Annotated in this window: 15 protein-coding genes; 7 read left to right on the forward strand and 8 right to left on the reverse strand. The window is 39.5% G+C overall.

The window, feature by feature from the left end; translation table 11 throughout:
* The first annotated feature begins 91 nt into the window (after nt 1-91).
* Entirely contained in the window at nt 92-655 is a 564-nt protein-coding gene (locus CFR83_RS02645; RefSeq protein WP_088812428.1) for a peroxiredoxin, read from the forward strand.
* Nucleotides 656-657: 2 nt separating this feature from the next.
* Here the strand turns inward: CFR83_RS02645 and CFR83_RS02650 are convergent, their stop codons facing one another.
* From CFR83_RS02650 to CFR83_RS02670, 5 genes are all read right to left on the reverse strand, one after another.
* A complete protein-coding gene (locus tag CFR83_RS02650) occupies nt 658-1,317 on the reverse strand; it encodes a recombinase family protein (RefSeq protein WP_088812429.1) in 660 nt (219 codons plus the stop codon).
* A gap of 224 nt (nt 1,318-1,541) precedes the next feature.
* On the reverse strand, nt 1,542-2,627 hold the full coding sequence (locus CFR83_RS02655) for a hypothetical protein (protein WP_088812430.1): 1,086 nt from the start codon (nt 2,625-2,627) through the stop codon (nt 1,542-1,544).
* A gap of 511 nt (nt 2,628-3,138) precedes the next feature.
* On the reverse strand, nt 3,139-3,465 hold the full coding sequence (locus tag CFR83_RS02660; protein ID WP_088812431.1) for a hypothetical protein: 327 nt from the start codon (nt 3,463-3,465) through the stop codon (nt 3,139-3,141).
* Between the two features lies 1 nt (nt 3,466).
* A complete protein-coding gene (locus tag CFR83_RS02665) occupies nt 3,467-4,246 on the reverse strand; it encodes a hypothetical protein (RefSeq protein WP_088812432.1) in 780 nt (259 codons plus the stop codon).
* Nucleotides 4,247-4,260: 14 nt separating this feature from the next.
* Complete coding sequence (locus tag CFR83_RS02670) at nt 4,261-5,322, reverse strand: tyrosine-type recombinase/integrase (RefSeq protein WP_165765040.1); 1,062 nt, start codon at nt 5,320-5,322, stop codon at nt 4,261-4,263.
* A 487-nt stretch (nt 5,323-5,809) separates the two neighbouring features.
* Between CFR83_RS02670 and CFR83_RS02675 the strand changes: the two genes are divergently transcribed.
* Genes CFR83_RS02675 through CFR83_RS02685 form a run of 3 tightly spaced genes read left to right on the forward strand, consistent with a single transcriptional unit; the run spans nt 5,810 to nt 8,432 of the window.
* Nucleotides 5,810-7,192, forward strand: coding sequence for a tyrosine-type recombinase/integrase (locus tag CFR83_RS02675; RefSeq protein ID WP_088812434.1), 1,383 nt, complete (start codon nt 5,810-5,812; stop codon nt 7,190-7,192).
* 50 nt (nt 7,193-7,242) lie between these two features.
* Entirely contained in the window at nt 7,243-7,716 is a 474-nt protein-coding gene (locus CFR83_RS02680; RefSeq protein ID WP_088812435.1) for a hypothetical protein, read from the forward strand.
* Nucleotides 7,717-7,757: 41 nt separating this feature from the next.
* The gene (locus CFR83_RS02685) at nt 7,758-8,432 is read left to right on the forward strand and encodes a hypothetical protein (RefSeq protein WP_088812436.1); all 675 of its coding nucleotides are present in this window, start codon (nt 7,758-7,760) and stop codon (nt 8,430-8,432) included.
* Here CFR83_RS02685 and CFR83_RS02690 read toward each other — a convergent pair.
* The gene (locus tag CFR83_RS02690; protein ID WP_088812437.1) at nt 8,429-8,995 is read right to left on the reverse strand and encodes a tyrosine-type recombinase/integrase; all 567 of its coding nucleotides are present in this window, start codon (nt 8,993-8,995) and stop codon (nt 8,429-8,431) included. The genes CFR83_RS02685 and CFR83_RS02690 overlap by 4 nt on opposite strands.
* A gap of 978 nt (nt 8,996-9,973) precedes the next feature.
* On the opposite strand from CFR83_RS02690, the gene CFR83_RS02695 reads away from it, so the two are divergent.
* From CFR83_RS02695 to CFR83_RS02705, 3 genes are all read left to right on the forward strand, one after another.
* Entirely contained in the window at nt 9,974-10,435 is a 462-nt protein-coding gene (locus CFR83_RS02695; protein ID WP_088812438.1) for a DUF6641 family protein, read from the forward strand.
* A gap of 112 nt (nt 10,436-10,547) precedes the next feature.
* The gene (locus CFR83_RS02700; RefSeq protein ID WP_088812439.1) at nt 10,548-10,913 is read left to right on the forward strand and encodes a DUF6876 family protein; all 366 of its coding nucleotides are present in this window, start codon (nt 10,548-10,550) and stop codon (nt 10,911-10,913) included.
* 22 nt (nt 10,914-10,935) lie between these two features.
* Nucleotides 10,936-11,304, forward strand: coding sequence for a hypothetical protein (locus CFR83_RS02705; RefSeq protein WP_088812440.1), 369 nt, complete (start codon nt 10,936-10,938; stop codon nt 11,302-11,304).
* Nucleotides 11,305-11,372: 68 nt separating this feature from the next.
* Here CFR83_RS02705 and CFR83_RS02710 read toward each other — a convergent pair whose 3' ends face one another.
* Both CFR83_RS02710 and CFR83_RS02715 read right to left on the reverse strand, forming a co-directional pair.
* Nucleotides 11,373-11,744 (reverse strand): hypothetical protein, encoded by a 372-nt coding sequence (locus CFR83_RS02710; protein ID WP_088812441.1) that lies wholly within the window; start codon nt 11,742-11,744, stop codon nt 11,373-11,375.
* Nucleotides 11,745-11,746: 2 nt separating this feature from the next.
* Nucleotides 11,747-14,869 (reverse strand): efflux RND transporter permease subunit, encoded by a 3,123-nt coding sequence (locus CFR83_RS02715; protein WP_088812442.1) that lies wholly within the window; start codon nt 14,867-14,869, stop codon nt 11,747-11,749.
* Nucleotide 14,870 lies beyond the last annotated feature (1 nt).

Here is a 14,870-nt window from a genome sequence, read left to right on the forward strand (position 1 = left end):
CTCAATTCAATAGAGGTAAGATTCAAACCCAATTTCAATCTTTCTTTCATATCTTCTTTAATATGATTAAAAAATTAGATAGACCCTAAAAATGGTTGACCTAACAAAAATTCCAGAAAACTTACCAATCCCTCAAGATGATGGAGCAGTCAAACATTTAGTTGGAACAAGCTTACCAAGCTTGTCACTTCCAGCCACCAACGAAGAGCTGATTGATATTGGATCTTTCAAAGATTTTTTAGTTATCTACTGTTACCCAATGACAGGTCAACCTGATGTCCCTTTACCTGAAGGGTGGGATCAAATACCTGGGGCTAGAGGGTGTACTCCACAAAGTTGCTCATTTAGAGATCACTATCAAGAGTTAAAAGCATTAAAAGCTGAAGTACTTGGATTAAGCGTTCAGACCACTGACTATCAAAAAGAAATGGCTGAACGACTCCACTTACCGTTTCTAGTAGTTAGTGATGTTGATTTCAAATTTCAAAAAGCCCTCAAACTTCCGACCTTTTTAGCTGGTGGAATGACTCTCTTAAAAAGAGTAACCATCATTGCTAAAGATGGAAAAATTGTGGCTGTTCACTATCCCATATTCCCCAGTGACAGTGATCCAGCTTGGGTAATTGATTATCTTGAAAACCATTATCAAAAATAGTCTTATTCCACCAACAACTTACGAAGTGATGAATAGTTCAGCCTAGTACCCATTTCGTTGTTAAGCCACCTATGAATAGCCAACATTGATTCACCGTTGGCTTTTTTCTTTTTCATTTCAGCTATCAACTTTTGTTCTTTGCTATTTGGGACTTTCTTACCATCCTTCACATTAAATCCAAAACCACGACGACCACCCACATAAAACCCTTGGGATTTTCTCATTTGCTTCACCTCGCTGATTCGTGAAGCAATTCTTTCTCTTTCAAAAGAAGCAAAAGCTGACAAGATTGTAAAAATAATAGCTCCCACACCATTACCAGTTACATCACCACCGAGATCAATCGAATGAACTGAAACACCTTTCTCTTTTAACAGGTGTAGTGTATTGAGGGCGTCTCGTGTGTTTCTAAATCCACGATCTAACTTAGGAAAAATTAAAACATCACCAGACTTTATAACTTCTAACAGTCGAGAGCCCTCTGGACGGGAATTAAACTCCAAGCCACCACTAACCCCTCTCTCGACAAAAACATCACTCTCGCTCAACTCTAGACCTCTTGAAATTGAATAACTCAAAACTTGTCTAGTTTGAGAATCTAACGAATCACCTTCAGTAGCCTGTTGTACAGTTGAAACACGAACATACCCAAAAACAGTCATTTTTCACCTCGTAAACACTTAAGATTTTTACTAACTATTGATGGTTTTCAGGTCAAAGACAACAACTATTGATGGATTACTGTAGTAATCCTTGAATTTAAGGTGAAAAATGGGGTTAAAAACGAGGTAAAAATCCCAAATTAGGGTGTAGTAATGAGTTTATTAAATACAAACCCTTTATCTATAAGGCTTCCAGAGGGTTTAAAAAGTACACCCTGTAAAAGCTAAGAACCAGTCGAAATAAGATACCCAGTTCTAGTCCGATTAAGTGACATTATTTGATCTATCAAAAGTGTTAATTCTGCTATTTCACTAGGTGTCATTGATAAGGAATCTTCAATACCATCTTCCGAATGTTCTTTTCTTAATTGTTCACTACGACGCCAGTTTTTAAGAACCCAAGTAGTTTCATCAATCACCTCTGAATCATCTAATTCAAATCCAATCTTATATCTCAAATAAGACTTATTGAAACACCAGTCATTTCCACCTTTTGTAATGTAAGTTGAAATATCCTTTAGATTCCTATCCGTTGTTTTACCTTTACCTCCAAATGATTCACTTAATTTTTTAATTTCAATCTGTCTAGGTGCTTTAGACCATTGTTTTGACTTTCTCAAACTATCATTAAACAAAGTGAAGGTTTCTTCTTTAGTAGAGAGTAGTACTCCATGAAAGTGAATTAAAAAAAGACTATCTTCATTTCTATAGATTGAATTCTTGATGTCGGTAGCCAGCACATCACACACACCAAGTTTTCTTTTTTCTGAATTTGTATTTTTACCAACTCGCTGAATTTCTTTCATCATTTTTAATGAGATAACTTCACATTCAACAACACCAACACACCATAATCCTCTATGAAGTTTTAATTTCTTTAAAAGTTCTGTCTTCATTTTTTTAACAGCACCTAAAGCAGACTTATGATTTACTTCTGTTACAGAATCAATCAAAGTAAAAAATCGTAGATGTGAAGAGGCAAGCCCACAATCATTTGGTTTTGGAATTTGTTTACGAATCTTTAACGGTAACTTAGACCAGCTATCAATCTTTGACTTCTTAAATTTATTCCACTTGTTGATATATCGATCAGCCAATCTTTTACTATGAACTTTATGAATATCAGTCGAAAGTAAAGTTTTATTAACTAAATCTAGTCTTTCAATTAAAGCGAGCGAGCGTCTTAACTTAATAGAATTATGTGAACCAGCCACAAATTGATACTTCATCGCTTCTCGTGAAATGGCTTTCATCATTCCGTGAGAATCTTTACGAAGTCTTTCCAAATCAATTTGTTTATTTTCTTTCATAATTCAAATCGTAACATTTACCTTACTCCCTCCTTTACATATATTTATTCATTATTTTTACTTTGGTAAAAAAACTCCTAAATAAAAAAACCACAAAAAAACGGAGTTAGCGTGAACAACAATCCTTTAATTAGAAATCAAATACTAGGAATTAGAGCTACGGAGAGTTTCGTTAATAAATTTGATGAGCTCTGTGTTCGACTCGGTCATAACCGTTCAGAGGTCGTTAGATACTGTCTAAAACGCTTTCTAAACGAACATTGGAACAATTCAGAGAACTTTCAAAGAGCCAGAAAGGAGATGTTCTGATGATGAGCTTTGTTGAATGGATTGAATTTAATAAGAAAAAGGTAAAGAAAAATGTCGGATCAACTAGCCAATCAAATCAACAAAACGGGTCTACTGATATCGAAAGAAAAGTTGATCGAGACAATAAAACGATCTACACAACAGTCGTTCACAATAAGTCAGAGTCAGAATACTAGGACTATCGTGGTGGTGATTAAGTAAATCAATCCAACCCACAAGCAAATGGTATGTTTTTACCATCATCCATGATTGAATAAAGTAAGCGTTTACCATTTCTTGTATCAATTTTTACATTGAGGGTTTCTCTTACCCCAGTGTCATCAATAACAGATATAGTATTTTTATCAAGAACCGTAATTTTTCCTATTAGATAATTATCGGATTTGAGTTTAATTTCCCCGTCAACAATAGCCACACGATCGCCACCCAAAGTTGTACAGTTATTTTGATTCAAAAATAGGTCAGAGTTACTAGTCTTTTGGACACACCCCACCAAAAACAAAGAACCAATTATAAAAATATATTTCATATCAACTAGCCAATGGACTATTTTCACCAAGCAAAAAAGCGTTATATGTATAAAGCTTATCTAATGGGTAGCCTGAATATTCCGAGAAACTCTTTAATCCATCAATGATAAATTTTGAATAATGTTTGTCATTCATTTTTAATGTGACATCCTTATTCAATAAGCTTAATTCAGACATCATCTCTATAGATAAATTGTTGGAATCAGGATTTTTACCAATGATTTTCATCATTCTCATAATTTTAGTTTCATGAGGTTCATGTTCACCATAAAATAGACAAAACTTAAGAACCCTCCCAATCTGTAAAGCTATATCAACATCAACATCCTCTGAGTAAGTAGGGTCAGCTCTATCAATACCCCTATAAACATGACCAATTACATAGAAAAGCAAACCCTGATCAATGGGTATTGAACTAATCGGGAAATAAGCTGAAGAGGTCACCTCATCCCAATGTTTGTCACAATAATCCAGCCATGTATCAAATACCTCAAAAACAAAATTCATGTCTAAATTAACTTGACCATCAACAATAGAATAAACTTTTCCCAACTCAACTTGTGACTGATCAACCCAAGTAATTTTTCCAAATGAATTTGAAATCAAAAGCTCTGAATCGGACATTCCAAAACCATCATCTTCATCAAAACTATAATTCGACGAACCTATAACTTGGTTTTTGAAGACACAAGCACCATCTTGTACAAATTTCTCTAATTCACATGAAATATTTTTAGCTGAACTTAAGTCCCAGTTATTACATTGAAGAAGTTGTTCCATAAATCAATTCCTTTCTATTTCACAGTCTTAAAACTATGTAACTCTTTAAGACCCATCAAATTCGTTAGTCGGGAAGCATAATGTTTCTCAATCATAGCCTGTGATGTACGAGCATTTTTAGCCAGTTGTAATGTGTTGACATTACCCAACTGTAATCTAAACATGATGGCTGAATGTCGTAATGAATAAAGAGTGTGTTTTTCACCTTCACCAGTGATTCCAGCCTCTTCAACAATCTTTCTGAATAACCGACTCAGAATATTCATCATCGTATTTCTATTTTTGTATTCAGGTAAGAAAAGATAGTCTGTGTTTTTACCGAATCCCCTTTTCTTTTGGTAATCAGACAACTTCTTATAAACCCCTTCAGCTCCATACATACTCACCACCTCTTGATCTGTAGTCTTCGTGGCTGGGTGACTTAACAAAAGGTATTTGTTGTACTTGGGATTAGGTTCATCAGGATTAATCATTACCTTAATGTGTTGATGTTTTAGAACACGAAGGTCACTCGGTCTAATAAATGTATTCACCATGAACTGAATCAAATATCTCATCTCTTCAGTAATTAATACCCCACGAACTTTTTCTTGTTTTTTAACTAGCTTATCAACCGTATCAGTGAGTGTCTTATATTCTTTCTGGTCGAAATAATCCCTCTTCGTAACCGATGTGGTCTTACCTTTGATTCTTGGGAAATTCGGAATCGACTGAATCAAACGATTATCAGAAGCAAATTTGAGAATTTTTCTTAAAACGATGATGTAGTGATTAACAGTGGCTGGTGATAGTCCACGATTTTGGAGTTTCTTAATGAGGTCAGAAATATCTGAATTTGAAACCTCACCAATGTCTTTTTCACCAAAATGAGGGATTAGTTCTTTTTTGAACCTATTTGAATCGTCTTTGTATACCCGACTTCCAGCCGTATTAATGGACTCCAAATAAGCTATTCCGACATTACTGAAGGTACGACTCTTGGGAGCCTTTGATTGACCCGTACGAACACCCACCAGCGAGTCCTCGTAGAACTTTTTAGCTAGATTGATAGCTTCTTTACGACTTTCAGTTTTCAAACTTCGGACCTTGTAGGATCCGTTGATGTAAACACGAGACCAATAGTACCGAGAACAATAAACCTTAAAGAATTTGAGTTTGGTTGGATAACCAGGAACCGTCTCCACCGTATCGGGTATAGGAATAGCTCCACTACCTTTAGGTTTTATTTTTATAGGTTTTTTCGGTTTGGTAGTCAAAATAGGACTCGAACGACTTTAGTGGTTACTTTAGTGGTTTTAGTATACCTCCCTTTATAGCCTTTAGGAATAAGGTTCTAAAAACCTATCCAACGGATTGGTCTTCTTTTAATCCGTTGGTCGCGAGTTCGAATCTCGCCCGACCCACCACAAATTTGTATTAGAAACAATGACTTGCTAACCGCAAGTCATTTTTTTTGCTTATTTTTTGTACAAATTTCAATCGCACACCAATCGCACGGTTCAATTATTTGCTGTTTATCAAAATCTTCTATAAACTGTAGCTAATAACTTAAAGCCCTTATAGATGCGAGCTACAGCCGACTCCACGGTCATCCTAAGACCCCATGAACTGCGCCTAAAGCGCCGTTCAGATTCCAGCATCTGGCAAATTCATTACAAAATTGGCTCTAGGAAAAAGTGGCTGCGAATCACCAGCAAAACAAGCAATTTGGCTGATGCCAAGAAGATTGCTGAAGACCTATTTCATGAAGCACGAGTATTAGAGAAGCGCGGCTTATCGGTGGTTAGTAAAAAGTTCAAAGCAGTTGCTGAAGTTGTTAGCGGCAACCTCAAAGCGCAAGTAAAAGCTGGCACGGGCAAAAAGAGCTATGCAGACTACTATCGCGCAATCGATAGCTACCTTACTCCATTCTTTGGCAACTATCACGTAGATAACATCACCCCCGCCCTGATTTCTGACTTTCATCGCTGGCGCACTGAAAAGGTTGGTTACGAATTAAAAGCTTCTACGCAAAATAATCACAATGCCGCTCTTAATTGCGTTTTTGATTACGCAGTTGAGCAAGGCTATATGAGTGAGAGCCAAAGACCTAGCACCAAGAACACCGGTGAAGCTACAGAAGTTCGCGGCATCTTTAGCACCGACGAGTTAATTGAACTGCAACAATTCATTCACAAGTGGTCAGCGCAAGGACGAGCAACTAAGACTCGTTACTTACGGGAACTGCTAGGCCTATATGTGACTTTTATTGCTTGCACTGGAGTGCGGCCAGGGACAGAAACAAAAAACTTGAAATGGAAGCATATTGAGTTTATTCAAAAACCTAGTATGCGCATTATTCACGTTACCGTACCTGAAGGTAAGCGAGGTAGCCGGGAGCTTGTTGCTCGCAATGAGCTTTGGCCATTGTTAGATAAGCTACGCGAACTACAGCCAGAATACAAAGATTTAACACTGGAACAATTAATTGCCAAAAAAGAAGATAAACATATCTTCCGTATGCGCGATGGCACTTTGCCATATAACCTAGTCAATGCGTTTGGGGACTGCCTCAAGGAGTCGGGTTTAGACAAAGGTGATAAGGATGGCAAACCCAGAAGTTTATATAGTCTGCGTCACTACTATGCAACTCAACGAGTTCTAGAGGGAATTAGCTTTGGATTGCTAGCAAAGCAAATGGGCACCTCAATTCTCATGATTGAGCGTCATTACAGCCACCTCAGACCTTTAATGGTGGCCGAACAACTTGCCGGCGTGATTCCAAGCAATCAAGAAGCACAAACGGATGAGATTCTTCGGTTTATGAATCCAAGTCCAGTGCGTAATGATGTGATTAGCTTGGTTGGCGCAAGTACTGGCATCTACTTGCCATTGGTTGAAGCAAACGCCAGGGCCACCAAAGAACTTAAAGATGAACTTAACAAAGCAGTAAGCAAGGCGGCGTAAATCATGAATACACCCCACTTTGCTCAATACCTCACGGCTATGGTGATCTGATGACCCCATTTATTCAAACTTTCTTTGAACGCAAAGCCAATAGTGCCTTAAAACAGAGCCTAGAGCGAGCTTGTGATTTATCGCATTTCAAACAAGTGAAGACTAGATTAGATAGCGGCGAGGATTTGACCAAGGAGTTGCCACAACTCAAGAAACTGTCTAGAAAAGATGCCCTAGAAGCAGTGAAGACTTTGATTAAGCGCTGCGATACGGATTTAAATGACTATTGGACTTTGCCTAAAGCCGCAAAAGCCAAGTTAACGGTCACGCATAAGTCATATAAAGGGGAATTGGTACCTAGGTTTACTGCGATATATGGGTTTAATACAAAACTAGGTCAAGTAGAGATCAAAGTAACCACTCAAGGTCGATATGTCTTTGTCTCACCTAGTGCAAAGGATGTAAAAAAGGCCAACATAGAGCTGGCCTTTAGGGATGTTGAAAAACAGTTAAGCTTAGCTGGATATGCCTGAAATGATGTTATTTTTTATAACTAAAAAATATAGGAAATATTATGTTTGGAATGTCTGAGCAGCAACTTAATATATGGCAAGAGTATATTGAAGAGATAGGAGAAGATCATTTTTACTACCTTCCAGCGGAAGGGAGTGATTTTCCAATAATTTATTCACGCTTCTTTTGCGGCATTGATAGGTCATTAATTGACCCTGAAGGCACTAAAAGATCCGCTGAAATTGCAATAGCTCGATCAAAAATTAACAGCTCTATACTTAAAAAACCAATTCTCTCATCAAAAGATGCATTTGAATTAGTCTCAACGGTAACACCCCAATTCTATGATCAAGAAATTTTAATGCTGCTTGAGGAATGTCAAACATCAATGACTTTGCAAGAACATTGGGAATTCTTAATTGAGTGCTGGACAGAGCAAGAACTGACAACCGATGGCATTAGAAAAGAAAATTGGGAAAAGATATTTAGATTTCATCCCTCCTTACCTGAATTAATAGCAGTACTTCCTGATGAATTTACGGCATATAGAGCAGGAGAACTTAGTGGATATAGCTGGACGCTAGATAGGAATGTTGCGCAAAAATTTCAACAAAGGTTTGCATTGAATTTTGGAGATGTTCCACTTCAATCAAGAAAATTTACAAAGCAAGAAGCTTTGTTTTATACCAACAGGAGAAACGAGCAAGAAGTAGTTATCATTCCAAAAAATCTTTAAATTAACTCGACAGCGTTACGCAATATGTCTGGCCTAGTGTCAATATAACGCTGGGTAGTACTCATTTGACTATGCCCCGCTAGCTGCATCATTACCCGCACAGATACACCCTTTTCACTTAGTTTGGTTAAAAACCCTCTGCGTCCACTATGGGTCGTTGCCCCATTTAATCCCGCTTGTCTATATAAGCCATTAACCACGTGAGTTAGAGTATTTGGCGTAAAACCTGATGATCTTTGAGTGGGAAATAATGGTTTATTCAGGCTTTTCGGTGGATAAGTGGCAATGTAATGGGCTAATTCAGCTTGCATACGCTCGGATAACAAAACCACCCTACTTTTACTACCCTTGGTTTGACTGGCTGCCAAGTGAATCTCACTTAATACCTGGTTATCGCTGCTTAAAACGTCGCAGTAGCGCACACTAGCCACCTCTCCTATACGCATACCAGCTAAATGCGTTAATAGCAGTATTGCGCGATTACGCAGCCCTGCTTTAGTCGTTGCTGCATAGTTCAATGCTTTTTCTAGCTCACTATCACTTAATGTTCTTGCTTGTGCCATATATCCTCCGTTGATCACTGCTTTTGCTTATATGTACTTATATTTTGTAGTCAGATATGCCAAATTCCTACCGAAATTAGCTACAAATACACTCAAATTGATGGGGATTTCAACCGTAATTTACTGAAAAATTACCGCTTGATTTTCAAGTGGTTACAAGCACTCAACACAATTCAACAATAATGTGTTGAGTTGAAATTCATGGGGATTTTGTGGAAATTCGTGGCAGATACGCCACGAATATATGGCTTCAATCTGGCAATCTTATGTGGCATTGTGAGAGCGAACTGAAGTTCGCTTGTGCCCGCGCTCCGCTTGGCACATTTGTTTCTTTTTCTTTTTTCTCTTTCACTAGGAAGCACAAGCCAAGCCCTGTTAAAGGGCTCAACTTATGCTCAACCTTTCACTGAGGTTTTCAACTGATATACACACAACTTGCTGGTGCAAGATAGGCAGGTATTGCTATCTCCTATTACGTGCCGTCATACGCAGCCAATTTACGGTCTATATCAGGAACCTTTGTAAATTAGCTTGTGGGGTTATTTCATTGGCGATCCCACTCACTTTCAGCCTATATGAATTTCTTCAAAATTTGCCTACATTCACGTATCTCTACGTTACCAACTCATACAACATTGCAAACGCTACTCCCCCCGGGGTGTCGTTTAAAGCATCCAAAACAGCCAGGGTCTTGGGTAGTGCAATGAGGCCAGATAGTAAGGGATCCGAATTGCGTACCGTCACACATCAGAACGGGTTTCGCAGCACTATTACCTTCGGCGTGCCAACCTTTATGTCTTACTGGTTTACTTCTTAACTGCTTTCTACAGATTTATTTAGCCTGAACATAAAGATGTGCAATATTTTTTAGAACGTGTTCACAAGGCTAAAAACCAGTCTTTTTCGGTTGTCCAGACCCCTTTTCTGGCCATATTGTTGTGTTGCCCTCGCATTTTTAACTCATCTTATGGAGAAAACATGGCAACCACAAAAGCAGTATCAGCACCCTCTTTAGATACATTAAATCTTGTCACATCTACTAAGCCCTTACATCAACCCCCTGTCGTGCAAAGGCGTAATAAATTGCTGGCAAAACTATGGGAACAAGAACAGCTAGTTAAGGCTAAGTTAGAAAACACCGCTTTTGCTGTACGTAAACACAAGACCGTGAAAGACTTTGAAGGCAATAGTCGTCGTATAGAAGTTGATAAGCGCTTAAAACCCTGGTGGTTTGTGGATATCGATGGACAACTCTGTTTTGCCATTCGTTATGGCGCTAAGCAGCTTGAACTAAAGCCTGGCAAATCGACTATTGCAGTCAAAGACTTTGACGAGCTACTAAGTACTCTAGGGCTGATTAAAGATGCTGTGACTAAAGGCAGCTTAGATGCAGCCATTGAGAAAGCTAGTGGTGCCCTGAAAGCGAACTTTGGCAAATAAGCAGGCGTTACTTACTTCATAAATACATCAAACGAGTCAAAATCGCTGGGTTTTGCCTCGTTTCTAAGTATTACCGCAAGGAATACTTTTTTACCGACAAGGCATAGCAAAAATGAATCTTAAAAAACACCAGATTTTGAATCAATTGGACCAATTTACTGGCACCCAGTATTACTACCCCCTGTGGCCCAAGGTCATGTTGACCGATGGCACTAAGTATCTTGCGGAAACTGTAGGCTGCTATTGGCTCATGGATGCGATCGCTAGTCATATCCTGCATTTACCTAAGAAAGAGACCTTTGCAGGCTGCAAGTTAGTCAAAGTCAAACAAGGTGCTGAGCTAGTGATTGATGATGGCAATGGCAACGTACTGGCCAAGCAGCACATTCGTTATACGGACTTTCCGCTGGACAGCATGAGACTCTATGCCTGCTGGGGTGAGGAACGCTGGATCATCATGCTGCCCAGTGAATATTAAAAGCTAGATCGCTAAATACTTGATGCGATTTTATGAATTTAAAACTTTCAAACCCACCAGCTCAACAAAGCCTTTAACTCCACCACAAGCTCGGATCAAAGCCCTTAAAGATCAAGCTAAAAACGCACAAGCAGCAGTTAAAGCAGAACGGGCTAGGCAAAAGATTCAAGCTGGACAGCAAGAACTTACTAAAGTAGAGAGCACACACAAAATGCAGTCAAATAGTTTCAAGGCGCAGTACAAGATGAACAACGCTTATACGGCGTGGATGACCGCGGGCACTTATGGCAACTTTAATGACGCCTTAGCAGCAGCTTTAAGGAAGAAAAAGGCTGGTGCTATTGTGGTGAGGATTGAGGATGGGAATAAGGTTGTTGTGTATTCGAGTTAATAAATCTTGCCGGACCCACCACCCATACATCACCCATTTTTCGAATCCACTAATTTTTAAGCTCATTACTAATCGAGGGTATATCTAGCGGTGATAACCTTATCCTCTGACTGGATAACGACGACTGCTTTGCTATCTTTTGCTACCGGAAAACTACCGGTCAGTTCGAAATGATCGCCCTTAAGTGGTAACTCATAATTTTTTGTAGACCCACCTTGCAATAAGGTAATTTTGGCAGTCCCACGCTTCAATTGAATTGGTTTACCATGATCACGCAAGTAGACTTTTAACTCGTTACTTCTTGCCACAAGCTCAATATCAATATCCTTAAAAACAGAAACTTTTCCCCCATACAGCGGTTTGGTCTCGTGATCACCAGCGGCATAGCTTAAATTAAACAGGGTTATCAATAAAATAGCTAATATACTCATTTTCTTCATATTTAATATCCTTCATTTATATTCAGATTATTAAGAGATTTTTCTGCATCTCGTTTGCCATACAACAAAAACATTGCGGGGGTTAGAAAAGTATCAAGTAATGTTGAGCTGATTAATCCAAAAAAAATAACCACAGCAACAGGATGCAAAACCTCAGTTCCTGGTCGCTCAGCCTCAAACAATAGAGGCGCCAGTGCAAAAGCTGTAACCAATGCAGTCATCAAGACTGGAGCCAGGCGCTCCATAGATCCGCGAATAACCATTTGACTTCCAAATGCCTCACCCTCGAGCTTTATCAAATTCAAATAATGACTGATTTTTAAAATCCCATTTCGAACAGAAACCCCGGCTAAAGTAATAAATCCTACAAGTGCAGCAATCGATAAAGGCTGGCCGGAGAGCCATAGCCCGATAATCGCACCAATCATTGCAAGCGGTATATTGCTCATAATCATTAGTGATAAACGTACGGATTGATATTTGCTATATAAAACAGCGAACATTAATAACAATGAGCCTATTGATAAAAAGCCTATCAATTTCGAAGCCCGTTCTTGAGCCACAAATTGACCGCCCAAAGTAATGAAATATCCTTCTGGTAATTTTTGTTGATCAACCACCATCTGTATGTCCTTAACCACCTCAGACAAAGCTCGATTAGATGTATTGGCTGACAATACGATTCTTCTTTTGCCGTCGTCCCGACTAATTTGATTGGGCCCATCACTATCCTCGATAGAGGCAATTCTTGATAAAGGAATGCGCCCAGTTGGTGTATCGATCAAAATATCAGATAAGCCCTCTATTGTTCTAGACGTGTCAGGCAGCTTCATCACAAGATTAAATCGCTTATTTCCTTCAATTATTTGTGAAACCCTCTCACCCTCAACCATTGATTGCAGCAATTCCATAACTTGAGAAGTGGAAACACCATACTGGGAAGCAACATCGTAATTAATACGAACCTTAATTTGTGGCGCTAACACTTGCTTTTCTATTTCTAAATCAGCTATGCCAGAAATTCCCGATAACTTTGTGCGCAATAAATCAGCCTGACTACGCAAAATATCAAGATCATCTCCAAAGATCTTAATGGCGATTTGTGATCTAACTCCAGACAACATATGGTCAATACGGTGAGAAATCGGCTGTCCTATCGCAATTGCAGCAGGGATATTAATCAAACGCTTTCGAATATCAGCCTGTATATCAGCCATGGATCGATTCAATTCACTGGCCGGTTTAAGCCCGACGTCGAGCTCGCTCACATGAACCCCTTCTGCGTGTTCATCTAATTCAGCACGGCCACTTCGTCTGCCAACATAGGTAACCTCTGGCACCTGCATTACTAGTAATTCAGCCTGCCTTGCAATCGCAGATGATTCAGTTAGAGCAACCCCGGGATTAAGTCTCAAACCAATTAAGAGAGTCCCCTCATTAAATGGCGGCAGAAATGACGTTGGCATAAACGGTAGACTCAGAACCGAGACCAAGACAAGGCCACAGGCATAAGCGATAAATCGCTTCGGACTCATTAGGAAACTTTCAAGACGGTTCCGATATTTTGCCTTTAGCCATAAAAGCAGCTTTGTGTCGCCATGACTCAAGTTGGTCATTGATGGCAATAGGTAGTAACTTAAAACTGGTGTGATTGTTACCGAAACAACCAGGGAGGCAACCGTTGAAACAATGAAGGCTATCCCCAGAGGTGTGAATAGCCGCCCCTCGATCCCAGATAGAGCAAACAGCGGTATAAAAACCAGGACAATAATCATTGTTGCGTAAATAATTCCAGTACGAACCTCCATAGAAGCAGAGCGGACCACCTCCAATACACCCACCCTCTCATCCACAGGCCTTTTGGAATTTAACCGTAGTCGACGCATAATATTTTCGACATCGACAACAGCATCGTCTACCAAACCACCAATAGCAATTGCAAGACCCCCTAGAGTCATTGTGTTAATTGAAAACCCAAAGTACCTAAAAATTAACGCTGTAATTAATATGGAAACCGGGATTGCCGTTAATGAAATTAAAACCGGTCGAATTGTGCCCAAAAAGAAATACAAGATGATGGCAACAAATATTGATGCCCCAATCAACTTAGCCTCTAAGGTGCTAATTGAAGCCTCTATGAATGTAGCCTGCCTGAAAGTAACTCTTGGAGCCTCCATGCCAACAGGGAGACCTTGCTTTAACTCAGCAATAGCCTGCTCAATTTTTTGACTTAACTCAATCGTGTCAGATGCAGGTTGTTTTTGAATTCCTAAAATGACTGCGCCTTTACCCCCATAACCTGCATCACCTCTTTTTACGGCCGGGGCAAAAGCTACGTCAGCAATTTGTTTTAGCAGTATCGGCTGACTACCTTTGGTAGTGATTGCTAAATTTCGTAAATCCTCCAAACTAGAGGTTCTACCAATATTTCTAATTAAGTACTCTTTGCTATTAACCTCAATAAAACCACCCGAACTATTTGACGAGTGGCCTCGTAATGCCTCTTCAAGCTGAAGAGCGGTAATGCCAAGCTCAGACATGCGACGAGTATTTGGCTGAACTTGAAACTGTCGAACCTGACCGCCAATCGTTATCACCTGAGCAACACCCTGGATTGCCATTAGACGTGGCCTTAGCACCCAATCGGCGTACTCCCGTACTTGCATAGGCGAAATTATTTCCTCATCTACAGGTATCGCAATTTGCATAATCTCACCCATAATGGAGCTAATCGGCCCCATGCGAGGATTGACATTATTTGGCAATGTATTGTCCATCGTATTTAAGCGCTCGCTCACCATCTGGCGAGCGCGATAAATATCCGTACTCCATTTAAATGTGATGTAGATAAATGACAAACCCGCGCTAGAAGTTGATCGAATTGACTCGACCCCTGGCAAGCCATTCATGACAGTTTCCAGAGGGAAGGTAATTAATTGCTCCACTTCCTCGGAGGCCATTCCGCCAGCCTCAGTCATCACCGTTACAGTGGGCTTATTTAAGTCTGGAAAAACATCTACAGGCATCTGTTTTAACGAAAATGCCCCGTAGAACATCACAATTACGCCTAGCAAAATGACAATTAGGCGATTTTTTAAACTAAAGTTAAGTATCCAAGTAAACATA

The organism is Polynucleobacter victoriensis (assembly GCF_900187875.1).
Taxonomy (GTDB): Bacteria; Pseudomonadota; Gammaproteobacteria; order Burkholderiales; family Burkholderiaceae; genus Polynucleobacter; species Polynucleobacter victoriensis.